At 62.9% G+C, this 24,333-nt stretch carries 15 protein-coding genes and 1 pseudogene; 9 read left to right on the forward strand and 7 right to left on the reverse strand.

Annotated features, from left to right (window positions below; genetic code table 11):
* The first annotated feature begins 73 nt into the window (after window positions 1-73).
* From infB to truB, 3 genes are all read left to right on the forward strand, one after another.
* On the forward strand, window positions 74-3,034 hold the full coding sequence (gene infB / locus BPHYT_RS08070) for a translation initiation factor IF-2 (protein WP_012432653.1): 2,961 nt from the start codon (window positions 74-76) through the stop codon (window positions 3,032-3,034).
* A 215-nt stretch (window positions 3,035-3,249) separates the two neighbouring features.
* Window positions 3,250-3,615, forward strand: a complete 366-nt coding sequence (gene rbfA / locus BPHYT_RS08075) for a 30S ribosome-binding factor RbfA (protein WP_012432654.1) — start codon at window positions 3,250-3,252, stop codon at window positions 3,613-3,615.
* Window positions 3,616-3,709: 94 nt separating this feature from the next.
* Window positions 3,710-4,645: a tRNA pseudouridine(55) synthase TruB gene (gene truB / locus BPHYT_RS08080; protein ID WP_012432655.1), complete on the forward strand. Its 936-nt coding sequence runs from the start codon at window positions 3,710-3,712 to the stop codon at window positions 4,643-4,645.
* Window positions 4,646-4,774: 129 nt separating this feature from the next.
* Here truB and BPHYT_RS08085 read toward each other — a convergent pair.
* The 4 genes and pseudogenes from BPHYT_RS08085 to BPHYT_RS08100 form a co-directional block, all read right to left on the reverse strand.
* Window positions 4,775-6,349, reverse strand: a pseudogene (locus tag BPHYT_RS08085) (DHA2 family efflux MFS transporter permease subunit); the annotation flags it as partial.
* Between the two features lie 19 nt (window positions 6,350-6,368).
* Window positions 6,369-7,643, reverse strand: coding sequence for an EmrA/EmrK family multidrug efflux transporter periplasmic adaptor subunit (locus tag BPHYT_RS08090; protein ID WP_012432657.1), 1,275 nt, complete (start codon window positions 7,641-7,643; stop codon window positions 6,369-6,371).
* A gap of 81 nt (window positions 7,644-7,724) precedes the next feature.
* The gene (locus BPHYT_RS08095; RefSeq protein WP_012432658.1) at window positions 7,725-9,233 is read right to left on the reverse strand and encodes an efflux transporter outer membrane subunit; all 1,509 of its coding nucleotides are present in this window, start codon (window positions 9,231-9,233) and stop codon (window positions 7,725-7,727) included.
* Between the two features lie 49 nt (window positions 9,234-9,282).
* Window positions 9,283-9,798, reverse strand: a complete 516-nt coding sequence (locus BPHYT_RS08100; protein ID WP_012432659.1) for a MarR family winged helix-turn-helix transcriptional regulator — start codon at window positions 9,796-9,798, stop codon at window positions 9,283-9,285.
* 319 nt (window positions 9,799-10,117) lie between these two features.
* Between BPHYT_RS08100 and typA the strand changes: the two genes are divergently transcribed.
* The 6 genes from typA to BPHYT_RS08130 all read left to right on the forward strand — a co-directional run bounded on the left by typA (window position 10,118) and on the right by BPHYT_RS08130 (window position 20,011).
* Complete coding sequence (typA, locus tag BPHYT_RS08105; protein WP_007182288.1) at window positions 10,118-11,944, forward strand: translational GTPase TypA; 1,827 nt, start codon at window positions 10,118-10,120, stop codon at window positions 11,942-11,944.
* 386 nt (window positions 11,945-12,330) lie between these two features.
* Window positions 12,331-15,192 carry a 2-oxoglutarate dehydrogenase E1 component gene (locus BPHYT_RS08110; protein ID WP_012432660.1) on the forward strand — a complete coding sequence of 954 codons (2,862 nt, stop codon included), beginning with the start codon at window positions 12,331-12,333 and terminating at the stop codon, window positions 15,190-15,192.
* Window positions 15,193-15,336: 144 nt separating this feature from the next.
* Window positions 15,337-16,623 (forward strand): 2-oxoglutarate dehydrogenase complex dihydrolipoyllysine-residue succinyltransferase, encoded by a 1,287-nt coding sequence (gene odhB, locus BPHYT_RS08115; protein ID WP_012432661.1) that lies wholly within the window; start codon window positions 15,337-15,339, stop codon window positions 16,621-16,623.
* 160 nt (window positions 16,624-16,783) lie between these two features.
* Window positions 16,784-18,214, forward strand: a complete 1,431-nt coding sequence (lpdA, locus tag BPHYT_RS08120; RefSeq protein ID WP_012432662.1) for a dihydrolipoyl dehydrogenase — start codon at window positions 16,784-16,786, stop codon at window positions 18,212-18,214.
* A gap of 89 nt (window positions 18,215-18,303) precedes the next feature.
* The gene (zapE, locus tag BPHYT_RS08125; protein WP_012432663.1) at window positions 18,304-19,401 is read left to right on the forward strand and encodes a cell division protein ZapE; all 1,098 of its coding nucleotides are present in this window, start codon (window positions 18,304-18,306) and stop codon (window positions 19,399-19,401) included.
* Window positions 19,402-19,561: 160 nt separating this feature from the next.
* Entirely contained in the window at window positions 19,562-20,011 is a 450-nt protein-coding gene (locus BPHYT_RS08130) for a transposase (RefSeq protein ID WP_012432664.1), read from the forward strand.
* A 111-nt stretch (window positions 20,012-20,122) separates the two neighbouring features.
* On the opposite strand, the gene BPHYT_RS08135 is transcribed toward BPHYT_RS08130, so the two are convergent.
* The 3 genes from BPHYT_RS08135 to BPHYT_RS08145 form a co-directional block, all read right to left on the reverse strand.
* The gene (locus BPHYT_RS08135) at window positions 20,123-20,608 is read right to left on the reverse strand and encodes a DUF2147 domain-containing protein (RefSeq protein ID WP_012432665.1); all 486 of its coding nucleotides are present in this window, start codon (window positions 20,606-20,608) and stop codon (window positions 20,123-20,125) included.
* 257 nt (window positions 20,609-20,865) lie between these two features.
* Window positions 20,866-22,575, reverse strand: coding sequence for a ShlB/FhaC/HecB family hemolysin secretion/activation protein (locus BPHYT_RS08140; protein WP_012432666.1), 1,710 nt, complete (start codon window positions 22,573-22,575; stop codon window positions 20,866-20,868).
* A gap of 284 nt (window positions 22,576-22,859) precedes the next feature.
* Window positions 22,860-24,275 (reverse strand): collagen-like triple helix repeat-containing protein, encoded by a 1,416-nt coding sequence (locus BPHYT_RS08145; RefSeq protein WP_012432667.1) that lies wholly within the window; start codon window positions 24,273-24,275, stop codon window positions 22,860-22,862.
* Between the last annotated feature and the right edge of the window lie 58 nt (window positions 24,276-24,333).

Raw genomic sequence — 24,333 nt, forward strand, 5'->3', positions numbered from 1 at the left:
AATTGAAGCGGCCGTCAGGCCGCATGACCCGATGCTAACCGCAAGGAATCGGTCCTTGCATTAAGAGGAATGAATGGCGAGTAACAACGTAGCCCAATTTGCCGCGGAACTGAAAATGCCTGCAGGCGTGCTGCTTGAGCAGCTGCAGGCGGCGGGCGTCACAAAAGCGAGCGAAGACGACAGCTTGTCCGAAACGGACAAGGCGCGTCTGCTCGACCACTTGCGCAAGTCTCACGGCTCGACTGATGCTGACAAGCGCAAGATTACGCTGACGAAACGGCATACGTCGGAAATCAAGCAATCCGATGCGACGGGCAAAGCTCGCACCATTCAGGTCGAGGTGCGCAAGAAGCGCACTTTCGTCCGCCGCGACGAAACCTCCGCTGAAAACGGAGATGCATCGAATCATGTGGCCGAGGCCGACGTCGACGATCTGGAACTCCAGCGTCGTGAAGAGGAAGCTCGTCACGAAGCCGAGCTGCTCGAAAAGCAGGCTCAGGAGCTGAAGGCGCGTCAGGAACAACTCGAACGCGAAGAAGCGGAACGTCAGGCGCGCGAAGCGGCTGCTGAAGCCGAGCGTCGCCGCGCCGAAGAAGAAGCCGCGAAGAAGCGTGCTGCGGCCGAGGCGGCAGCTCGCGAGCAGGCACAGGCTGCCAAGCCGGCACAAGCTGCGCAACCCGCGGCTGCGAAGGCTGAACCGGTCGCTGCTAAGGCAGCAGAGCCGGCGGTCGCCAAGCAAAGCGAGCAGGACGACGAGCGCGCAGCAGCAGAGCGCGCCGCGCAACGCGAAGCCGCGAAGAAAGCAGAAGACGCAGCGCGTCAGGCTGCTGAAAAAGCGCGTGCCGAGCAGGAACAGATCGCCAAGCGCCGTGCCGCTGCTGAAGCCGAAGCGCGCGCGATTCGCGAAATGATGAACACGCCGCGCAAGGCGCAGGTCAAGGCGCCGGAACCGGCACCGAAGCCCGCTGAGCCGGCCAAGGCCGCGGAAGCCAAGGGCACGCTGCACAAGCCGGCGCGTCCGGCTGGTGAAGCACCGTCGCGTCCGGCAGCGAAGAAGCCGGCTGCTGCGGCTCCGGCTGCCACGACCACGCCTTCTGCCGGCGACAAGAAGAAGCCGGGCGGCGGCAAGGGCGGCTGGCAGGACGACGCCGCAAAGCGCCGCGGTATCAAGACGCGCGGCGATACGAGCGGCGGTGTCGATCGCGGCTGGCGCGGTGGCCCGAAGGGTCGCGGCAAGCATCAGGATCAGAACACCACGTTCCAGGCACCGACCGAACCGATCGTGCGTGAAGTGCACGTGCCGGAAACCATTACGGTCGCCGATCTGGCGCACAAGATGGCGGTGAAGGCGTCGGAAGTCATCAAGTCGATGATGAAGCTCGGCCAGATGGTCACGATCAACCAGATGCTGGACCAGGAAACGGCGATGATCATCGTCGAGGAACTGGGTCACCATGCGGTGGCGGCCAAGCTGGACGATCCGGAAGCCATGCTGGTGGAAGGCGAAATCTCCGATGCGGAATCGTTGCCGCGTCCGCCGGTCGTCACGGTCATGGGTCACGTCGACCACGGCAAGACGTCGCTGCTCGATTACATCCGCCGCGCCAAGGTTGCAGCGGGCGAAGCGGGCGGGATTACGCAGCACATCGGCGCTTACCACGTCGAAACGCCGCGCGGCGTCATCACGTTCCTCGACACGCCGGGTCACGAAGCCTTTACGGCCATGCGTGCCCGCGGTGCGAAGGCAACTGACATCGTGATTCTGGTGGTCGCAGCCGACGACGGCGTGATGCCGCAAACGAAGGAAGCGATCGCTCACGCGAAGGCCGGCGGCGTGCCGCTCGTCGTCGCGATCAACAAGATCGACAAGCCGGATGCGAATCCGGACCGCGTCAAGCAGGAACTCGTTGCTGAAGGCGTCGTGCCGGAAGAGTACGGTGGCGATTCGCCGTTCGTGTCGGTGTCGGCCAAGACCGGCGCGGGCATCGACGATCTGCTCGAAAACGTATTGCTGCAAGCCGAAGTGCTGGAACTGAAGGCACCGGTCGAAGCACCGGCCAAGGGTCTCGTCATCGAAGCGAAGCTCGACAAGGGTAAGGGTCCGGTTGCAACGATCCTGGTCCAATCGGGTACGCTGAACCGCGGCGACGTGGTGCTGGCAGGTAGCGCCTACGGTCGCGTGCGAGCCATGCTCGACGAAACCGGCAAGCCGACCAAATCGGCGGGTCCGTCGATCCCGGTCGAAATTCAGGGTCTCTCGGAAGTGCCGCAGGCTGGCGAGGAAGTCATCGTCATGCCGGACGACCGCAAGGCGCGTGAAGTCGCACTGTTCCGTCAAGGCAAGTTCCGCGACGTCAAGCTGGCCAAGCAACAGGCCGCGAAGCTCGAGAACATGCTGGAACAGATGGGCGAAGGCGAAGTGGCGTACATGCCGCTCATCGTCAAGGCCGACGTGCAAGGTTCGCAGGAAGCGTTGGTGCAGTCGCTGCTCAAGCTTTCCACCGACGAAGTGCGAGTGCAGATCGTGCACGGCGCCGTGGGCGGCATCAGCGAGTCCGACGTCAACCTGGCAACGGCTTCGAAGGCGGTCATCATCGGCTTCAACACCCGTGCGGACGCGCAGGCTCGCAAGCTGGCGGAAGCCAACGGCGTGGATATTCGCTACTACAACATCATTTACGACGCCGTAGATGAGGTGAAGGCCGCGATGTCGGGCATGCTGGCACCGGAGAAGCGCGAAATCGTCACGGGTACGGTCGAAGTGCGTCAGGTCTTCAAGGTACCGAAGATCGGCGCGGTGGCCGGCTGTATGGTCACGGACGGCTTCGTCAAGCGCTCGTCGTCGGTGCGCGTGCTGCGCAACAACGTCGTCATCTTCACCGGCGAGCTCGATTCGCTCAAGCGCTTCAAGGACGACGTGAAGGAAGTCCGTCAGGGCTTCGAGTGCGGTATGTCGATCAAGAACTTCAACGATATCGTCGAAGGCGATCAGTTCGAAGTCTTCGAGATCACCGAAGTCGCACGTACGCTGTAATTCGCGCGGCACGGCTCTAGGGGCGGAGCGGGCTTTAACGCCCGCTCCGCCCGTTGTTTTTGGGGCCACGCGGTTTGTTCGTGTCCGTCGCGCAGAGCGCCTGCGGCCGAGTTTCGTCTGGTCATCCGCGCAGTCTGAGTGCCGCAGAGATGAAAGCCCAAAAGGCGGCAGCGCGAACCACTTTTTGCATCCGTCAGAACGGATCACATCACACCATGCCTAAAAAACGTTCTTCTCCCAATCGCAATGTGCAGATCGCCGATCAGATCCAGCGCGATCTGTCCGATCTGCTGCGCGAGGTCAAGGATCCGCGCATCGGCATCGTCACGATTCAAAGCGTCGAGCTGACGCCTGACTATGCGCACGCCAAGGTCTATTTCACGACGCTCACCGGCGATCCGCAGCAGACTCTCGAAGCGCTCACGCATGCGGCCGGCCATCTGCATAATCAGCTGTTCAAGCGCCTGCATATCCATACCGTGCCGACGCTGCATTTCCATTACGACAAGACGATCGAGCGCGCTGTCGAAATGTCGCGTTTGATCGACGAAGCCAACGCCAATCGCGCGAAAGAAGACTGAGCGCGCTGTTTGTCGTGGCGCTCGCTGCCATGCCTGAGTCGCCATGCGCTCAGTGCTGTTTTCCGTATTCTTCGTAGACGTTCGTCTTTCTGACATGACCGCACCTCAACGCCCCCGCGTGCCGCGTCGCGCGCTCGACGGCGTGCTGCTGCTCGACAAGCCGCTCGGCCTGTCGAGCAACGACGCGCTGATTCGAGCGAAGCGTCTCTATCTGGCGAAAAAGGCGGGCCACACCGGCACGCTCGATCCCTTGGCCACAGGCTTGCTGCCGCTCTGTTTCGGCGAAGCCACCAAGTTTTCGCAGGACCTGCTCGAAGCCAATAAGACGTATGAGGCCACCATGCGTCTCGGTGTCCGCACGACCACCGGCGACGCCGAAGGCGAAGCGATCGACACGCGCGAAGTAACCTGTGACGAGGCCGCGATTCTGGCGGTTCTGCCGACGTTCCTCGGCGAAATCACGCAGGTTCCGCCGATGTATTCGGCGCTCAAACGTGACGGCAAGCCGCTGTACGAATACGCGCGCGCGGGCCAGACGGTGGAGCGGGAAGGGCGACAGGTGACGATCCTCGCGCTCGAAATGCTCGCCTGCGCGCTGCCGGACGTAACCTTTCGCGTGACGTGCAGCAAGGGCACGTATGTGCGCACGCTGGCCGAGGATATCGGCGAAGCGTTGGGCTGCGGCGCGCATCTGGTGGCGCTGCGGCGCACCGGTGTCGGCGCACTGACGCTGGACAATTCGGTGACGCTCGACGCGTTGTCCGACGCTGCCGAAAGCGAACGCGATGCATGGCTGCAACCGGTGGATGCGTTGCTGTCGACATTCCCGCTCGTGCGCTTGAATGAAGACGCCACGCGCCGCTTCCTGCACGGCCAGCGGTTGAAACTGTCCGAATTGACCATCACGGGCGATGCAGTGAATGCACCGCGCGTCCGGGTGTACGCGGAGCAAGGGCGTCTGCTTGGCGTCGCCAAACAAGGCGAGGGCGTGCTGGCGCCCGAGCGGCTGGTCGTCACGACGGAGAGCTGAACGCCCTGTACGCCCTATAGGTGGCGCAACGCGCGACAAACGCGCTGCAAAGAAAAAGGCGGGACCGCTCAAGAAGCGGTCCCGCCTTTTTTATATCCTATCTGCTAGATAGGGACTTGAGCCGGAAACTCAGTGCGCCGCTGCAGCCGCCGCACCCGCGTCGCCGCCGGCACGTTCTGGCTTCGTGATCCAGATCAACGCGATCAACGCGATAAAGATGCCGGCGGACACGAAGAACAGGTCGTTCACTCCGAGTTGCGCGGCCTGCTGCGTCGCCATCGTGTTGAACAGGCCGTATGCCTGTGGTTGACTGAAGCCCGCCGCGCCCATCTGCCGGATCGACTGGTCGAACACCGGGTTGTACGCGCTAGCCTGTTCGGCCAGTTGCGCGTGATGCATGATCGTGCGGTGGTCCCACGCCGTCTGGAAAATCGATGTGCCGATGCCGCCGCACATGATCCGCACGAAATTCGACAGGCCCGACGCCGCCGGAATCCGGTTGCCCGGCAGTCCCGACAGAGTAATTGACACCAGCGGGATGAAAAACCCCGCCATGCCGATCCCTTGAATCAAGGTAGGCACCAGCAGCGAAAACGTATCGACGCCGGTCGTATAACGCGAGCGCATCCAGAAACATAGCGCGAACACGAGAAACGACAGCGTAGCGATATAGCGCGGATCGGTGCGTGGCAAAACCTTGCCGGTGATCGGCGACAGCAGCACGGCGAACAGGCCGACCGGCGCCATCACCAGACCGGCTTCGGTCGCGGTGTAGCCGATATCGGTTTGCAGCCACAACGGCAGCAACACCAGATTGCCGAAGTAGAGTCCATAACCGATCGACAGCGCGACGGTGCCGCCCGTGAAATTGCGCCGGCTGAATAGCGATAGGTCCACCACCGGGTGCTCGGCCGTCAATTCCCACACGATGAAGAACGCGAGCGCGATCACCGCGACCAGCGCCAGTACGACGACGGTCGTCGACGAAAACCAGTCGAGATCCTTGCCTTTGTCGAGCATGACTTGCAGCGAGCCGACCCAGACGATCAGCAGGCCGAGACCGACACCGTCGATCGGCGCTTTTCTGATGACCGAATCGCGATTGCGGAAGATCATCCACGTCGCCGCGGCGGCAATCGCGCCGACCGGAATGTTGACGTAGAAAATCCACGGCCACGAGATGTTGTCCGAGATCCAGCCGCCGAGAATCGGGCCGGCCACCGGCGCGATCAGCGTGGTCATCGCCCACATGGATAACGCCATGGGCGCCTTGGCGCGTGGATAGCTCGCCAGCAGGAGCGTTTGCGACAGCGGAATCATCGGACCGGCCACTGCGCCTTGCAATACGCGCGAAGCGAGCAGAAAGGGCAGGGTCGGCGCGAGGCCGCACATCCACGACGAGATCACGAACAGGATGATCGACGCCATGAAGAGCCGCACCTGGCCGATGCGTTCGGTCAGCCAGCCGGTGAGCGGCACGGAGATCGCGTTCGCAACCGCGAACGAAGTGATGACCCACGTGCCCTGGTCGGACGACACGCCGAGGTCGCCCGAAATCGAGGGAATCGACACGTTGGCGATCGACGTGTCGAGCACGTTCATGAACACGGCGAGCGACACCGCGATGGTGCCGATCACCAGTTGCGCGCCCTCGAGCGGCGGATGAGGGACTTGCGCCTGAGCCTGAGCCATTAAAGAAGCCTTGTCTGAATCGTCGCGTGCCTTACATCACCTTCGCTGCGACAGGCTTCGCGCCGTCCGCCTGAGACGACTTTTGCGAGCCGCCGTTCGGACCGGCGTTTTGCGAAATGATGCGGGCGATTTCCGCGTCGGCTTCGTCACCGTACTTCTCGAACACGGCGGTCTGGTAGACCGTATTCGGCGCCTGGCCGAGCTGGCCGCCGTTGTCGTCCTTGATGCTGACGTCGGCTTGCATGGACAGGCCGATACGCAGCGGATGCTGTTCCAGTTCCTTCGGATCGAGCGCGATCCGCACCGGCAGACGCTGCACCACCTTGATCCAGTTGCCGGTCGCGTTCTGCGCGGGCAGCAGCGAGAACGCCGAACCCGTGCCCGCCGAGAAGCCGACCACCTTGCCGTGGTACACGACCGACGAACCGTACACGTCGGCCGTCAGTTCGACCGGCTGGCCGATGCGCATGTGCTTGAGTTGTACTTCCTTGAAGTTCGCGTCGACCCACACGCCGCCGAGCGGCACGATCGCCATCAGCGGGGTGCCCGGCGAGACGCGCTGGCCGACCTGCACCGAGCGCTTCGCCACGTAGCCGGTGACCGGCGCCGGCAGGTTGTTACGCGCGTTGTTCAGGTACGCGTCGCGGACCTTCGCGGCGGCGGCCTGCACGTTCGGGTGATTCGCGATCGTGGTGTTGGCGGTCAGCGCGCGGTTCGAGTTCAATTGCTGCTGGGCGGCGTCGACGGCGGCTTGCGCGCTCTTCACGGCGTCGCGGGCGTGCGAGATTTCTTCTTGCGACACCGCGCCGGTTTGCGCGACCGTCAGGCGGCGCTTCAGGTCGTCCTGGGCGCGCGATAGATCGGCTTGGCGCTGGGCCACTTGCGCCTGATATTGATTGTCGTCGGCGAACAGGCCGCGCACCTGACGCACCGTCTGCGCGAGGTTCGCTTCGGCCTGTTCCAGCGCGACGCGGGCGTCGGCAGGATCGAGCACGACGAGCGGGTCGCCCACCTTCACCGTTTGCGTGTCGTCCGCGTTCACGGCGACGACCGTGCCGGTAACCTGCGGCGTGATCTGCACGACATTGCCGTTCACGTACGCGTCGTCGGTGTCTTCATGGAAGCGCGCGACGAGGAAGTAGTACAGGCCATAAGCGATCGCGGCGATCAGGATCACGATGACGAGCAGCGTCATCATGCGCTTGCGTTTGCCGTTGTTCGCCGGTGGCTGCGCCGGCGGTTGCGTCGGCTGCGGGGCCGATTGAGTCGGCTGTGTAGTTGCCGCGGGCTGTTGGGTGGTGCTCATTGATGTGCTCCGGGTTCTTTCAGACGTCGTCGTTTATTCGGATGTTCGTGCGTGTGTTCGATCTGGCCGGGGTTCGCGCGCTCAGTTGGCCGCGGCGGTCGCGGCGGTGGCCGATGCCGGAGCATCGGTCGGCACCACGAGGCCGGTCTGTGTCGCGTCGAAACCGCCGCCGAGCGCCTTGATGAGGCCGATCTGCATGTCGCGGCGGCGCATCTTCAAGCCGGTCACCGTCTGGTCGGCGGCAAGGCGGTTCTGGTCGGCGGTCAGCACCTGCAACTGCGGCGACAAACCGGCTTTGTAGCGAATCACTGCCAACTGATATGCCTTGGTCGATGCGTCGAGCGCGCGTTGTGCGTCGCCTTGCTGCTGGTCGATCGAACGAATTGACGACACTTGCGTCGCGACGTCCGAGAGGGCGCTGATCAGCGTCTGGTTGTAGTTCGCCACATCCAGATCGAAGTCGGCGTAGCGGCCTTTCAGCTGCGAGCGCAGCGCGCCGGCGTCGAAGATCGGCAGGTGAATGGCCGGACCGAATTGCATCTGACGGCTGCCGGCCTTCAGGAAACGGCCCCAGCCGAACGCGTCGAAACCGAAGCCGGCCGCGAGGTTCACGTCGGGGAAAAACTCCGCTTTGGCTTCCTTCACGTCGTGCATCGCGGCTTCGACTTGCCAACGCGCGGCGACGATATCCGCGCGGCGCGCGACGAGGTCGGCCGGCAGGTTGTTCGGCAGCGCCACGACGTTGCCGTTGGTTAGCGCGGGCTGCGCGATTTGCAAGCCGCGATCCGGACCCTTGCCGAGCAGCGCGCCCAATTGATAGCGCACGACGGTGATCTGGCCGTCGAGGTCGGTCAAATTGGACTGGCTGGTCGCGATGTTGCCGTTCGCGGTTTGCCGCTCGACATTGGTGTCGAGGCCGGCGGTCACGCGCCCGTTGGTGATGCGGCCGATATCCTGGCGGTTGGCGATTTCACGCGCGGCGATGTCGCGGAATGCGTACAGCTGGGCGAGCTGGTTATATGTGCTGGCCACCGACGCCGCGAGCGTCACGCGCGCCTGCTGCATGTCGGCCTCGGCCGCTTTTTCCTGCGACACGGCCTGACCCAGGCGCTCGCGATTCTTGCCCCACAGATCCAGATCCCACGACGCGCTGGCGAGCACGTTGTTCTCGCTATACCAGGTGCCGCCGTACGGAGGCGGGTAGAGCGCGTTCCCCGAGAAGAGTTCGCGGGTCCACGAATAGCTGCCGTTGACCTTCGGGTACAGCGCCGAGCGCGAGCTCTCGATATACGACGAAGCCTTGGCGAGACGCGCCTGCGCCTGCGCGATCGACGGGCTGCCTTCCAGCGCTTCGGCGATCAGCTTGGGCAGTTGCGGGTCGCCGAACTGGTTGGCCCAGTCGAGCGACGGCCACTGGCCGCCCTGACCCGCGAGGCTCTGGGTGGACTCATACTCAGCGGGCGACGAGATCTGCTTGTCGCTTTTCATACCGAAGTAGTTCGCGCACCCCGTAAGGGCGAGCGCCGTCACCGCGGCGGCGACAGCGGCCCGGCTCGAAAACGCGGGCGCGGACAGGGAAAGGGATTTCATCGCTCGACTCTTTGAGTGGAATGTAATGATGGACACTGCAAGCAATTTCTTACGATTTGCTGTCAAAATTGCTTGCTGCATCACGGGTTAGTCCCGTTTGTTCGCCGGAATTGATAAGCACCCGACGCAGCATGCTCTTCAGAAAACCCACTTCTTCCTGGGTGAAGCCGCCTAAAAGGCTATCCAGCACGCCGTTGAAAATAGCCGGCATTTTGGCGGCGATGGCATGACCTTCCGGCGTGAGCGCGAGGCGCACGACCCGCCGGTCTTCGCTGCTGCGCACCCGGGTCAGCAGGCCGCGTTTCTCCAACCGGTCGATCAGACGCGTGACGGCGCTTGCGTCGATACCGTATTCGCGGGCCAGTTCGGCCGCCAGCAGGCATTTGCCGCTCGCCACCATGAACAGGATGCTGCCCTGCTGGCTGGTAATGCCGAGTTCGGCCATGCTGCGCTGGGTGACCAGGTTGGACAGCGTCGATTTCACTCGCGAGATCAGATAGCCGACGCTCTCGCCTAGCTGATATTCGCTGAGGTCCGGCGTGGGTGTAGCGGACGGCTCCGTCATGATTCTCGTGCGAATGCAATGGTTGACTAGGCAGGATTATAGGGGCCGGTTGGTTGACGCGGCAAGTGTTATTACAGCTTAGGCAAGGAACTTTCCCCGCTCAAGTCATAATCCGCGTGATATTGCGAAGGATTTCGCCCACCCGCTTACGTTTCATTTCTGCCATGGCGCTGCGCCGCTGACTGCGGCGTATCAGGGAATACCAGATAGCTTCATTTGCACGTGCTACAATATTGGGTTCCCAAAAGTGCGCTTTGGGCTTTGTTGGTTTCGTTCACACAATGCTGCTGCTGGCGCACTCAACTGTCTCCAGGTTCCTATGACTCGCGCCCTACGCAACATCGCCATCATTGCTCACGTCGACCACGGCAAGACCACGCTCGTCGACCAGCTTCTCCGCCAGACCGCCACGTTCCGTGACAACCAGCAGATCGCTGAGCGCGTGATGGACTCGAACGACATCGAAAAAGAGCGTGGCATCACGATTCTTTCGAAGAACTGCGCAGTCGAATACGAAGGCACGCACATCAACATCGTCGACACGCCGGGCCACGCCGACTTCGGCGGCGAAGTGGAGCGCGTGCTGTCGATGGTCGATTCCGTGCTGCTGCTGGTCGACGCCGTCGAAGGTCCGATGCCGCAAACGCGTTTCGTGACCAAGAAGGCGCTGGCGCTCGGTCTGAAGCCGATCGTCGTGATCAACAAGGTGGACCGTCCGGGCGCGCGTATCGACTGGGTGATCAACCAGACGTTCGACCTGTTCGACAAGCTGGGCGCAACCGACGAACAACTCGACTTCCCGATCGTGTACGCATCGGGTTTGAACGGCTACGCAGGCTTGACTCCGGACGTGCGCGAAGGCGATATGCGCCCGCTGTTCGAAGCCGTGCTGCAACACGTGCCGGTTCGCCCGGCCGATCCGTCGGCTCCGCTGCAACTGCAGATCACGTCGCTCGACTACTCGTCGTATGTCGGTCGTATCGGCGTGGGCCGCATCACGCGCGGCACGATCAAGCCGGGCATGTCCGTCGCTGTGCGTTCGGGCCCCGACGGCGCGATCCTGAACCGCAAGATCAACCAGGTGCTGTCGTTCAAGGGCTTGGAGCGCGTGCAGGTCGACTCGGCTGAAGCCGGCGACATCGTGCTGATCAACGGTATTGAAGAAATCGGCATTGGCGTGACTATCTGCGCACCGGAACAACCGGAAGCGCTGCCCATGATCACCGTCGACGAACCGACGCTGACCATGAACTTCCTCGTCAATTCGTCGCCGCTGGCCGGCCGCGAAGGCAAGTTCGTCACGAGCCGTCAGATCCGTGACCGCCTGATGAAGGAACTGAACCACAACGTCGCACTGCGCGTGAAGGAAACCGGCGACGAAACCACGTTCGAAGTGGCGGGCCGCGGCGAACTGCACCTGACCATTCTCGTGGAAAACATGCGCCGTGAAGGCTACGAGCTGGCCGTGTCGCGTCCGCGCGTGGTGATGACGGAAGTCGACGGCGTGAAGCACGAGCCGTACGAAAACCTGACCGTCGACATGGAAGACGGTCACCAGGGCGGCGTGATGGAAGAGCTCGGTCGCCGCAAGGGCGAAATGCTCGACATGGCGTCGGACGGCCGCGGCCGTACGCGTCTTGAGTACCGTATTTCGGCGCGTGGCCTGATCGGCTTCCAGTCAGAATTCCTCACGCTCACGCGCGGCACGGGCCTGATGAGCCACACGTTCGACTCGTATCAGCCGGTCAAGGAAGGCGCGGTCGGCGAGCGTCGCAACGGCGTGCTGATTTCGCAGGACGACGGCGCCGCTGTCGCGTACGCACTGTGGAAGCTGCAGGATCGCGGCCGCATGTTCGTTTCGCCGGGCGAGCCGCTGTACGAAGGCATGATCATCGGCATTCACAGCCGTGACAACGACCTGGTCGTGAACCCGATCAAGGGCAAACAGCTGACCAACGTGCGTTCGTCGGGTACGGACGAAGCGGTGCGCCTCGTGCCGCCGATCCAGATGTCGCTGGAATACGCGGTCGAATTCATCGACGACGACGAACTGGTCGAAGTCACGCCGCAATCCATCCGTCTGCGCAAGCGCTACCTGAAGGAACACGAGCGTCGCAGCGCGAGCCGCAAGGGCGCGGTGGACTAAGTAAGCGAGCGGGCATTATCGGCTGCGGCCGGTACGATGCTTTAGCAGCGCAGTCAGTCGAAAGCCACCTCCGGGTGGCTTTCGCCGTTTCCGGGCTTCGGTAGCTGGATAGCCGCCCCGGGCGCCACGCCGTCCTCTTGTTTCCATTTCATGCAGAAGACCGTTGCGAACCGTGAGAATCGCCCGGAAGCCCGTCGAGACGGGCTTGAGCGGCAATCCATCTGCTATCTGCACTATCCGTTCTGTGATATGCTCCCCGGGTGCAAAGTTTTAGGTCCTTCCAAGCAAGACTTGATTCGCGCAATCCGCTAAACGGTCAGGCCGTGTCGCGGAAGGTTCTGTAACCCGCTATTTCTCGAGAAACTCGAAGAAAGGTGAGCGTAAAAATGATGAAGCAATTCCAGTCGAACTCTTATCTGTTCGGCGGCAATGCTCCGTACGTAGAAGAAATGTACGAAGCGTATCTCGATAATCCGGCGTCAGTGCCCGAGAACTGGCGCAGCTATTTCGACGCGTTGCAGAACGTCCCTGCATCGGATGGCAGCAATGCCAACGACGTGGCCCATGGCCCGATCGTCGAATCGTTTGCACAACGGGCCAAGGCTAATGCCTTTATCCCGCGCACGGCAGCCGGCGGCGAAGATCTCGCTACCGCTCGCAAGCAAGTCTACGTGCAGTCCCTCATCGGCGCATATCGCTTCCTCGGCTCGCAATGGGCCAATCTCGATCCCCTGAAGCGCCGCGAACGTCCCGCTATTCCCGAACTCGAACCCGCGTTCTACGACTTCACCGAAGCCGACATGGACCAGGAGTTCAGCGCCACGAATCTGTATTTCGGATTCGAGAAAGCGTCGCTGCGCGAGATCGTCAAGGCATTGCGCGACACGTACTGCGGCACGATCGGCGCCGAGTACATGTACATCAGCGATCCGGAACAGAAGCGCTGGTGGAAAGAGAAGCTCGAATCGATTCGCTCCACGCCGAACTTCTCGAACGAAAAGAAAAAGCACATCCTGAATCGCCTGACGGCCGCTGAAGGCCTCGAGCGCTTCCTGCACACCAAGTACGTCGGCCAGAAACGCTTCTCGCTCGAAGGCGGCGAAAGCTTCATCGCGTCGATGGACGAAGTCGTGCGTCACGGCGGCGCCAACGGCGTTCAGGAAATCGTCATCGGCATGGCTCACCGTGGCCGTCTGAACGTGCTGGTCAATACGCTCGGCAAGATGCCGGCTGACCTGTTCGCCGAATTCGAAGGCAAGCACCACGACGACCTGCCGGCCGGCGACGTGAAGTACCACAAGGGTTTCTCGTCGGACGTCTCGACCGAAGGCGGCCCGGTTCACCTGTCGCTCGCGTTCAACCCGTCGCACCTCGAAATCGTCAACCCGGTGGTCGAAGGTTCGGCGAAGGCCCGTATGGACCGTCGCGGCGACGACAGCGGCCTGCAAGTGCTGCCGGTGCAGATCCACGGCGACGCGGCTTTCGCGGGCCAGGGCGTGGTGATGGAAACGCTGAACCTCGCGCAAACGCGCGGTTACGGCACGCACGGCACGCTGCACATCGTCATCAACAACCAGATCGGCTTCACGACGTCGGACCCGCGCGACTCGCGCTCCACGTTGTACTGCTCTGACGTGGTCAAGATGATCGAAGCGCCGGTGCTGCACGTGAACGGCGACGATCCCGAAGCGGTCGTGCTGGCTACGCAGCTGGCCATCGACTTCCGCATGCAGTTCCATAAGGACGTCGTTGTCGACATCGTCTGCTTCCGCAAGCTGGGCCACAACGAGCAGGACACGCCGGCGGTCACGCAGCCGCTGATGTACAAGACGATCGCCAAGCACCCGGGCACGCGCGCGCTGTACGCTGAAAAGCTGGTGCAGCAAGGCGTGATCACCGCGGAAGAAGCCGACGAATTCGTCAAGGCTTACCGCAAGGCGATGGACGAAGGCCACCACACGGTCGACCCGGTGCTCTCGAACTACAAGAGCAAGTACGCGGTGGACTGGGTGCCGTTCCTGAACCGCAAGTGGACCGACGCCGCGGACACCGCAGTGCCGCTCGCGGAGCTGAAGCGTCTGGCCGAGCGCGTCACCACGGTGCCGGAAAACTTCAAGGTTCACCCGCTGGTCGAGCGCGTTCTCAACGACCGTCGCGCGATGGGCCGCGGTGAAGCGAAGCTCGACTGGGGCATGGGCGAACACCTGGCGTTCGCGTCGCTGGTCGCGTCGGGTTACGCAGTGCGCCTGACCGGTCAGGACTCGGGCCGTGGCACGTTCACGCACCGTCACGCGGTGCTGCACGATCAGAACCGCGAACGCTGGAACGACGGCACGTATGTGCCGTTGCAGAACATCGCCGATGGTCAGGCGAAGTTCACGGTGATCGACTCGGTGCTGTCGGAAGAAGCGGTGCTGGGCTTCGAATACGGTTACTCGACCGCTGAACCGAATACGTTCGTCGCGTGGGAAGCGCAGTTCGGCGACTTCGTGAACGGCGCGCAAGTCGTGATCGACCAGTTCATCTCGTCGGGCGAAGTGAAGTGGGGCCGTGTTTCGGGTCTCACGATGCTGCTGCCGCACGGCTACGAAGGTCAGGGTCCCGAGCACTCGTCGGCACGTATCGAGCGTTTCCTGCAACTGTGCGCGGATCACAACATGCAGGTCGTTCAACCGACCACGCCGGCGCAGATTTTCCACCTGTTGCGCCGTCAGATGATCCGCCTGTTCCGCAAGCCGCTGATCGTCGCCACGCCGAAGTCGCTGCTGCGTCACAAGGAAGCCGTCTCCGATCTGTCGGAACTGGCCAAGGGCGCGTTCCAACCGATCCTCGGCGAAATCGACGAAGCCATCGACGCGAAGAAGGTCAAGCGCGTGATCGCCTGCTCGGGTCGCGTGTACTACGACCTGCTCGCACATCGCCGCGAATCGAAGTCGAACGACGTCGCGATCATCCGTATCGAACAGCTCTATCCGTTCGCGCACAAGCAGTTCGAAGCGGAAATGAAGAAGTACGACAACGCGACCGAAGTGGTCTGGGTGCAGGACGAGCCGCAGAATCAAGGCCCGTGGTTCTACATCGAGCACCACCTGAAGGACGGCATGAAGGAAGGTCAGAAGCTGGCATACAGCGGACGTCCGGCTTCGGCCTCGCCGGCAGTCGGCTACTACGCGAAGCACTACGAGCAGCAGAAGGCGCTGGTCGAAGGCGCTTTCGGCCGCCTCAAGAGCTCGTCGATCGCTAAATAATCATTAAAACCGAACCGGGAAAGCGCAACGCACTTTCCCGTGCCGCATCCGAACAGATCAGTTGCGGCATTCGAGGTTCGCAGGCGGTCGTCGGATCCATGGATCGCGCGCCGTCACCCGATACGTATTCAGGATATTCACAAAATGGCTATTGTTGAAGTCAAGGTCCCCCAGCTCTCCGAGTCCGTCTCGGAAGCCACGATGCTGCAGTGGAAAAAGAAGCCGGGCGAGGCTGTTGCTCAAGACGAAATTCTCATCGAAATCGAGACCGACAAGGTCGTGCTCGAAGTGCCGGCACCCTCGGCCGGCGTGCTCGCGCAAGTCATCGCGAACGACGGCGACACCGTCACGGCTGATCAGGTGATCGCCAAGATCGACACCGAAGGCAAGGCGGGCGCCGCTGCCGTCGAAGCCGAAGTGAAGCCCGCTCCTGAAGCCGCGCCGGCACCCGCCGCTGCAGCGGCTCCGGCGGCTCATGCCGCATCCGCAACGGGTGCGAATACCGCAGCTTCGCCGGCTGCCGGCAAGCTGATGGCCGAGAAGGGTCTGGGCGCGGGCGACGTGTCCGGCACGGGCCGCGACGGCCGCATCACCAAGGGCGACGTGCTGACCGCCGGTGCTCCGGCTGCCAAGGCCGCACCGGCTCCGGCACCGGCCGCCGCACCGAAGGCTGCCAAGCCGTCGCTGCCGGACGTCAAGGCGCCGGCTTCGGCTGATCAATGGCTGAAGGACCGCCCGGAACAACGCGTGCCGATGTCGCGTCTGCGTGCGCGTATCGCCGAGCGTCTGCTCGAGTCGCAGCAAACCAACGCCATCCTGACCACGTTCAACGAAGTGAACATGGCCCCGGTGATGGACCTGCGCAACAAGTACAAAGACCGCTTCGAGAAGGAACACGGCGTGAAGCTTGGCTTCATGTCGTTCTTCGTGAAGGCCGCGGTTCATGCGCTGAAGAAGTTCCCGCTGGTGAACGCGTCGATCGACGGTAACGACATCGTCTATCACGGCTACTTCGACATCGGTATCGCGGTCGGTTCCCCGCGTGGTCTGGTGGTGCCGATCCTGCGCAATGCAGATCAGTTGAGCCTCGCCGACATCGAGAAGAAGATTGCCGAATTCGGCCAGAAGGCCAAGGACGGCAAGCTGTCGATCGAAGAAATGACCGGCGGTACGTTCTCGATCTCGAACGGCGGTGTGTTCGGTTCGATGCTGTCGACGCCGATCATCAACCCGCCGCAATCCGCGATTCTGGGCGTGCACGCCACCAAGGAACGCGCTGTGGTCGAGAACGGCCAGATCGTGATCCGCCCGATGAACTACCTGGCGCTGTCGTACGACCACCGCATCATCGACGGCCGCGAGGCGGTGCTGTCGCTGGTCGCCATGAAGGATGCGCTGGAAGACCCGGCGCGCCTGCTGCTCGACCTGTAAGCGCGGGTTTGGCTGCCGGCTTGTCATTGCGCAAGCCGGCGCCATATATGCAGCAAGCAGTCAGCACGTCTTTCGCATTCCGCAGTACAGGGACGTCGCGCGCCACGAATTGTGATCAAAAAACGTGGCCGCGCGCCGTTCCGCCATCAAAAGGATTGTCATGTCCAAAGAATTTGACGTCGTCGTGATCGGCGCAGGCCCTGGCGGTTACATCGCCGCCATCCGCGCAGCGCAGCTCGGCAAAACCGTCGCATGTATCGAAAAATGGAAGAACCCGGCCGGCGCGCTGAAGCTCGGCGGCACCTGCCTGAACGTGGGTTGCATCCCGTCGAAGGCGCTGCTCGCGTCGTCGGAAGAATTTGAAAACGCGTCGCATCACCTCGCCGACCACGGCATTTCCGTGGAAAACGTGTCGGTCGATATCGCGAAGATGATGGCCCGTAAAGAAGGCATCGTCGAAAAGATGACCAAGGGCATCGAATTCCTGTTCCGCAAGAACAAGATCACGTGGCTCAAGGGTCACGGCAAGTTCACCGGCAAGACGGACGCCGGCGTGCAGATCGAAGTGAGCGGCGAAGGCGAAACGGAAACGGTCACGGCGAAGAACGTGATCATCGCCACGGGTTCGAAGGCACGCCATCTGCCGAATGTTCCGGTCGACAACAAGATCGTCGCCGACAACGAAGGCGCGCTGAGCTTCGAATCCACGCCGAAGAAACTCGCCGTGATTGGCGCAGGCGTGATCGGCCTGGAACTGGGTTCGGTGTGGCGCCGTCTGGGCGCGGACGTGACTGTGCTCGAAGCGCTGCCGGAATTCCTCGGCGCGGCTGACCAGGCGCTCGCGAAAGAAGCGGCTAAGCAGTTCAAGAAGCAAGGTCTGGATATCCACGTCGGCGTGAAGGTCGGCGAAGTAACCACGACCGATAACAGCGTGACGGTCAACTACACGGACAAGGACGGCAACGCGCAGAAGCTCGAAGCCGACCGTCTGATCGTGTCGATCGGCCGCGTGCCGAACACCGACAACCTCGGTCTCGAAGCGATCGGCCTGAAGGCCAACGAGCGCGGCTTCATCGACGTCGACGATCATTGCGCGACGGCGGTGCCGAACGTGTACGCGATAGGCGACGTGGTGCGCGGCCCGATGCTCGCGCACAAGGCCGAAGACGAAGGCGTGCTGGTTGCCGAAATCATCGACGGTCAGAAGCCGCATATCGACTACAACTGCGTGCCGTGGGTGATCTACACCGAACCGGAAATCGCGTGGGTCGGCAAGACGGAACAGCAACTGAAAGCAGAAGGCCGCGAGATCAAGACAGGCCAGTTCCCGATGATGGCAAACGGCCGCGCGCTCGGCATCAACAAGGCGGAAGGCTTCGTCAAGATGATCGCCGATGCGAAGACGGACGAAATCCTCGGGGTGCACATCATCGCCGCGGACGCATCGGACCTGATCGCTGAAGCCGTGGTGGCGATGGAATTCAAGGCGGCGTCGGAAGACATCGGCCGCATTTGCCATCCGCACCCGTCGCTGTCGGAAGTCATGCGCGAAGCGGCTCTCGCCGTCGACAAGCGCGCGCTGAACATGTAATTCCGCGCACGCCTGACTGACAGTACTCCGGCATTACCACGAAGGCGGGCGGGTTCACTCCCTCCCGCCTTTCTATTTGCAGCAACACGATGAACGTCACCGAATACTACGAAAAAGAACTGCAGACGCGGGGTTACCAATCGGACCCGGCGCAACGCGCGGCGGTCGACCGTCTGCAGCGGTGCTTTGAAGAGTGGACCGCCTACAAATCGCGCCGCTCGAACGCGTTCAAGAAACTGCTGATCCATCCGGATCTGCCGCGTGGCGTGTACATGTGGGGTGGCGTAGGGCGCGGCAAGAGCTTCCTGATGGACAGCTTCTACATGATCGTGCCGTTGCACCGCAAGACGCGCCTGCATTTCCACGAGTTCATGCGCGAAGTGCACCGCGAGCTGGAAGATCTGAAAGGCCAGGCCGATCCGCTCGACGAACTCGCGCGCCGCATTGCCAAACGTTACCGGCTGATCTGTTTCGACGAATTCCACGTGTCGGATATTGCCGACGCGATGATTCTGTACCGCCTGCTCGATAAGCTGTTCGAAAACGGCGTGCAGTTCGTGATGACCTCAAACTACGATCCGGACACTTTGTATCCGGACGGGCTGCATCGCGACCGGATGCTGCCGGCAATCGAACTCATCAAGCAGAAGCTCGACGTGATCAATGTCGATGCGGGCATCGACTACCGGCAACGTACGCTGGCGCAGGTCGAGATGTATCACACGCCGCTCGGCGCCGCCGCCGACAAGGCGTTGCGCGACGCGTTTGCGCGTCTTGCCGCTGTGCCCGACGAAAGCCCGATCCTGCGTATCGAAAAGCGCGAGTTGAAGGCGCTGCGCCGCGCCGACGGCGTGGTGTGGTTCGACTTCGCTACCTTATGCGGCGGTCCGCGCTCGCAGAACGACTATCTTGAACTGGCGAGCCGCTTCCACGCGGTGATCCTCTCCGGCGTCCCGCAGATGTCCGCGCGCATGGCCTCGGAAGCGCGCCGCTTCACCTGGCTGATCGACGTCTTCTACGACCACAAGGTGAAGCTGCTGATGTCCGCGGCGGTGCCGCCCGAAGAACTCTACACGGACGGTCCCATGGCCAACGAGTTCACGCGCACGGTGTCGCGCATCGTCGAAATGCAGTCGAAGGAGTATCTCGATACGCCGCGGCGGATCGTCGATACGTCGCTGACCTGAGGCGTCGTGGCGCGCTTCCGGTGACGCTTTTGCGATAGATCACGTTCGGTTTGCCGATGACGCGCAGGCGTCCGGCGTATTTTCAAGATTCGGATTGGTCTTATATTCCGTCTGCGGACGACTGGATATCTTTTGTCGAGGTTTAGACAAAGGAGAAACCATGAATCCGTACCGCGATATCAACGACGAAGAATGGCAACGTGTTGCACCGTTGCTCCCCGAACTGCGGCCGCGCTCAGAACTGCGTGGCAGGCCGCTTGCCAATACACGCTCAGTGCTCAACGGCGTGCTGTGGGTCATGTATAGCGGCGCCACCTGGTCCGCCATGCCGCGCAAGTACCCGTCCTACCAGACCTGCCATCGCCGCTTCAAGGCGTGGTACGAATCCGGTGTGCTCCACCGGGTCATGGAGCAACTGTTCGGTGCGGCGAGCGAAGAACTTTGCGGCCTGATGGAAGCGCGCATGCGTACGCACGTGAACGAGAAACCGAAGAGCGCGGAAACCGAAAAGGCTCCGGTCGTCGCGCCTGCGGTGTACAGCCCGCCGGCGAGCCAGCCACTGCCGTCCTCGCCGTTCGCGTTCCATTCGCCCTTCAAACACGCTGCATGACCCCCACAACCCAGCGTCCTCCAATAAAAGAAACGGCCGAACGATTGCGATCGTCGGCCGTTTCTCATCGTTTCATGCGGGCTCCGTAACGAGCCCCGATCTACCCGCGCATCATTGCTGGCGAATCCACGTCTGCGAGCGGCCCAGCAGCGACACGCCGATGTAGCCTCGCACGACCAGTTTGTTCCCACCGTCTTCCAGGCGCATCTTGCACTTGTACAGCTTGCCGTTTTCCGGGTCGAGAATCTGCCCGTGATCCCAGGCGTCGCCGTCCTTCTTCAGATCGCTGATGATCGTCATGCCGAGAATCGGCTGGTCCTTGCGCGCGTCGGTACAGGCCGTGCAGCGGCGATCGGGCTGGTCGTTCGCGCCGAGCCCTTTGATGACCTTGCCGCTGAGCGCGCCGTTGCCGTCCTGCGAGATCTGCACGAGCGCCTTGGGCTGGCCGGTGTGATCGTCGATGGTTTGCCACGTGCCGACCGGACTGTCGGCCTGCGCCATGGCCGTCACGGCGCTGACGAGCAAGACGCCGGCAAGCGCGGCATGTTTGGCTGTGCGAAGCGCGACTGCACGCGCGCGGTGGGTGAATTGCATCATTGTCTTCCTCCTTGATTAAAGACGGCACGATCATGGTCGCGCGGCGTTATTGGCATCTCGGGCGGTCTTCAGGCGATGGCCGCCGTGATCCCTTGCATGGCCCCTCAGGTTCGACTTCTGCTGCCCTCGTGTGCCACGCGCGACGGGTGGATTGCTGCTTGCCCGCCGCCAGCGACACATGGTCAGCGCAGAATACGTGAAAGTGCGCGCGTCGTTTGATAGTGGACCCTCTAATCAGGGCGCGGCATTTCTACCAATCAATTCAGCTGATACGAGAACGTCGCGTTGATGCGCGGACTACGCGACGCGCTTTCCACCGGCGCGTCGCCGATGGCTTTGGCCACGGAGAGATCCAGGCTGTAGTACTTCGCATCCGAGATGCGGAAGCCGAACGCGATCGAGGAAAGCTTCGAAGGCGAGGGCGTACCCGCATGCAGATAGACGCGCGCCATATCGAATGAAACGTAAGGTGTGAGCGTGCGCAGATAGGTGAAGCCCGGTGTGAACGCGCGGTTGACTTCCAGTATCGCGCCCCAGCCCGAATCGCCCGAGGCTTCGCCCGGCTGATAGCCCTGCGCGAAACGCTGTGCACCGAACGAGATCTGCTCGGAGGTCGGCAGCGACACGCCGCTGTATTGGCCTGTCAGCGAGACCGCCGTGCCGATCTTCAACGGCCACTCGTTGGTTTGCGAGAAGGTGGCGCCGGTGCGCACGAAGTTGATCGACGCCGGATTGGTGACGGGCGCGCCCGGCACGTTCGAGTCGCCGGATTTGGACGCGCCCAGGATGTCGAACGCCTTCGCCACGTTGACGCTCGCGCGGCGCACTTGGCCCGTCTGCACGCTGGTGTAATCGGCCTGCAACTGCATGACTCGCACTTGCGAGCGGAAGCCGATCTGTGCGCCGGTGTCGTGATTGTTGTAGCGATCCTCGTCGTGCGACGCATAGACCGACGCCGTGCCGATCACGCTTTGCGTGTTGCTTAACAGGATCGGATACGCCAGCGAACCGCCGATCTTGTCGTTGATGACCGTGCGTTCGATGCTGGAGGGCAAGCCGGGATTGTCGGTTGGATTGCCGCGATAGTGCGACGCGTCGATCTTCGCGATCAGTCCGTTGCTGCCGATCGGCACCGCGCCGTGCGCGGCGAGATAGGTGACGTTGTCACGCCCCTTCGGCAGCAGAGCCGAGACGCTCAATTGTTCGCCGAACGAAGTCAGCCCGTTTTCGGTGGCGGTCAGCAGCCCCTGCACGCCGGGGTGATTGAAATCGATCCCGGTACTGGCGTCGAACGGCTTGCGCTCCACGTTCAGTTCGAGCGTGGTGGCGCCGTCGGTGTTCTGCGGCGGCGGCACGTTGGCCGCGACCTTCACGCCCGGCAACAGCCCGAGCACGTTGATGTAGCGCTCGAACGTAGCGCGCCGCAGCGGCCGGTCGGCGGTGATGTGATCGGCGATCGCGCGGATCTTGTCTTCTACGGCGCCGGCCTTGCCCGTCACCTTGACGGCGGACACGTAGCCTTCCACCACCGTCACGCGCACCACGCCGTCTTCGAATGTCTGCGCGGGAATGAAGGCAAACGAGAGCGCGAAGCCGCGGTCCTGATAGAGCTTCGTGACGCCGTTGGCGACCTGGATCAGATCGCCGATCGTCGTGTCCTTGCCGACGAGCGGCGTGAAGCGTTGTGCGACATCGTCGAAGGGAATGGACTTCACGCCCTCCACCTGCACGCGCGAAGGCGTGATGTGGCGAGCAAGCAATTCCTCGAGTTGGGGGGCTTGCGGCGCGACCTGCACGGTCACGTTCGGGCCTTTGTCGGGCGCCTTGATCTGCGGCAGCGAATCCAGCGGATTGCCGCCGACCGCCGAACCGCCTGGGCGGGACTGCGCATGCGCTTGCATGGCCACGGTGCTCGCCGCAAGCGCTGCGAGGACGACGGTACCTATGCTGCTATACCCGAGTTTCATCGGATTTCCCTCGTATATCGTTTTTGTGTCGCGGACGCACCGCCTGGCCGGGCGGGGCGCGAGCGCTTATGTGCGGCTCGACGCGTATTGCGATGCTTGCATGTATTACGTCACGTGCTCCGCGGGGCTTGAGCGCTCGCTGCAAAAGCGCGAAACACGTGACGAGTCGGACCGGTCATGCGCATTACCTGATTCGCTGCGGCTTGCATGACTCGATGAACAGCCGCGCGGCAAGCCTCAACGGATGGCTGATGCAGGCCGCATCGATTCAATAGTTAGGCTAACTACTTATGGTTCGCCGGAGTCAGCCCGCCGAGCAGGGTCGTCAAGCCGTTGGTCGCCGTGCCCGAGCCGCTCGTCGAACCTGCGGCCGAGCCGAGCGCGCCGGTCAACTGGCCGACCAGCGCGGTCACCGGCGCGAGCGCCTGGCCGCTGCCGCCCGCGCCGCCGCCCAAGCTGCCGCTCGTGACGCCGCTCGTGACGCCGGACAGCGCGCCCGTCAGCGTCGACAACGGATTCGATGCGCTACCCGAGCCGCCTAATGCCGACGTCAGCGAACTCAACGGCGAGCCGCTCAAGCCCGAAGAAGTCAGCGATCCCAGCGGCGTGCCGCCAAGCGCTGAGGTCAGGCCGGCCAGCGGTGTGCCGCCGAGCAGCGTCGACAGCGAGCCGACCGGATTGCTGCCGAGCCCGAGACTCGCCAGCGAACTTTGCAGCGGGCCGAACGGGTTGCTGCTGGCGGGCGGCCCATTGGCGACGCCCACGCTCGTCGCGCCGACGAGGCTCGTGATCAGTCCGGGAATCGGCATCGCGCCATTCGGACCGTTCGGATTGACCAGGCCGCCCGCGTTGGTCACGGTGTTGCCGAGCGAGCCGACCAACGTGCCGAGATCGGCGCCGACCGGATTGTGCGTGGCGTTGCCGACTTTCGAGCCCGCGGAACTCAATGCGCCGCCCACTTTCGCGAGCACGCCGCCCAGCGGCGCGCCGAGGCCGCTCTGCGTACCGACCGTTTGCGTGACGAGCCCAGCGGTCGTCACGATCGGCGTGATGGCGGTGCTGACCGGTTGAGTGATCTGCTGCACGGGCACGGAGCCGAGCGCGTTGCCGAGCGTCGCGCCACCCGCGTTGAGTGCGCCGGCAGCAGTGGAGAGCGTGCTGGCCAACGGTGTCGTGAGCGGCGCCAGCGGCGCGAGTCTGCCGCTGCCGAGGCCGCCGACGGCAGTGCTCAGCCCCTGCACGACGCCGCTCGTCGAACCGACCACCGAGCCGAGTCCGGCGACCGTGGTGCCGACCGGATTGGCCGTCGTGCCGGTCTGGCCGACGCCGTTGCTCACGGCATCGGCCAGCGAGTTCAGCGTGCTGCTCGTGCTCGACACCGCGTTGCCGAGCCCTTGCGTGACTTGCGGGCTGAGGCCCGGAATGGTCTGCGAAGCGATCGCCGTGCCCAGATCGTTGGTGGTCTGCGCGGCCGCAGTGGCGACGCCGGTCGTGCCGGTCTTCGTGGTGGTGCCGCTGCCGGTGTTGGTCGAACCCGAGCCGCTGCCGCTACCGGTATTCGAGGCGGTGGGCGGCGCGCTGACGGTGCTGCCGCCGCACGCCGCGAGCAGGCCGGCGACCGCCACGGCAATCAATGGCGCGCGCAACGACGACACGGTCGCGCACGTCGCATGGAGGGAAAACAAACGTTGAGTGGACATGTGTGCTCCTCTGTGTCTTCTTGATGTCGTGTGCGTTGGTTTCAGTGCGCCGTTGCAA

The organism is Paraburkholderia phytofirmans PsJN (genome assembly GCF_000020125.1).
Taxonomy (GTDB): Bacteria; Pseudomonadota; Gammaproteobacteria; order Burkholderiales; family Burkholderiaceae; genus Paraburkholderia; species Paraburkholderia phytofirmans.

What these genes read in the sequence shown, in the direction of transcription:
- infB (WP_012432653.1), top strand. Translation starts at nt 74, where the DNA reads ATGGCGAGTAACAACGTAGCCCAATTTGCCGCGGAACTGAAAATGCCT.
- rbfA (WP_012432654.1), top strand. Translation starts at nt 3,250, where the DNA reads ATGCCTAAAAAACGTTCTTCTCCCAATCGCAATGTGCAGATCGCCGAT.
- truB (WP_012432655.1), top strand. Translation starts at nt 3,710, where the DNA reads ATGACCGCACCTCAACGCCCCCGCGTGCCGCGTCGCGCGCTCGACGGC.
- BPHYT_RS08090 (WP_012432657.1), bottom strand. Translation starts at nt 7,643, where the DNA reads ATGAGCACCACCCAACAGCCCGCGGCAACTACACAGCCGACTCAATCG.
- BPHYT_RS08095 (WP_012432658.1), bottom strand. Translation starts at nt 9,233, where the DNA reads ATGAAATCCCTTTCCCTGTCCGCGCCCGCGTTTTCGAGCCGGGCCGCT.
- BPHYT_RS08100 (WP_012432659.1), bottom strand. Translation starts at nt 9,798, where the DNA reads ATGACGGAGCCGTCCGCTACACCCACGCCGGACCTCAGCGAATATCAG.
- typA (WP_007182288.1), top strand. Translation starts at nt 10,118, where the DNA reads ATGACTCGCGCCCTACGCAACATCGCCATCATTGCTCACGTCGACCAC.
- BPHYT_RS08110 (WP_012432660.1), top strand. Translation starts at nt 12,331, where the DNA reads ATGATGAAGCAATTCCAGTCGAACTCTTATCTGTTCGGCGGCAATGCT.
- odhB (WP_012432661.1), top strand. Translation starts at nt 15,337, where the DNA reads ATGGCTATTGTTGAAGTCAAGGTCCCCCAGCTCTCCGAGTCCGTCTCG.
- lpdA (WP_012432662.1), top strand. Translation starts at nt 16,784, where the DNA reads ATGTCCAAAGAATTTGACGTCGTCGTGATCGGCGCAGGCCCTGGCGGT.
- zapE (WP_012432663.1), top strand. Translation starts at nt 18,304, where the DNA reads ATGAACGTCACCGAATACTACGAAAAAGAACTGCAGACGCGGGGTTAC.
- BPHYT_RS08130 (WP_012432664.1), top strand. Translation starts at nt 19,562, where the DNA reads ATGAATCCGTACCGCGATATCAACGACGAAGAATGGCAACGTGTTGCA.
- BPHYT_RS08135 (WP_012432665.1), bottom strand. Translation starts at nt 20,608, where the DNA reads ATGATGCAATTCACCCACCGCGCGCGTGCAGTCGCGCTTCGCACAGCC.
- BPHYT_RS08140 (WP_012432666.1), bottom strand. Translation starts at nt 22,575, where the DNA reads ATGAAACTCGGGTATAGCAGCATAGGTACCGTCGTCCTCGCAGCGCTT.
- BPHYT_RS08145 (WP_012432667.1), bottom strand. Translation starts at nt 24,275, where the DNA reads ATGTCCACTCAACGTTTGTTTTCCCTCCATGCGACGTGCGCGACCGTG.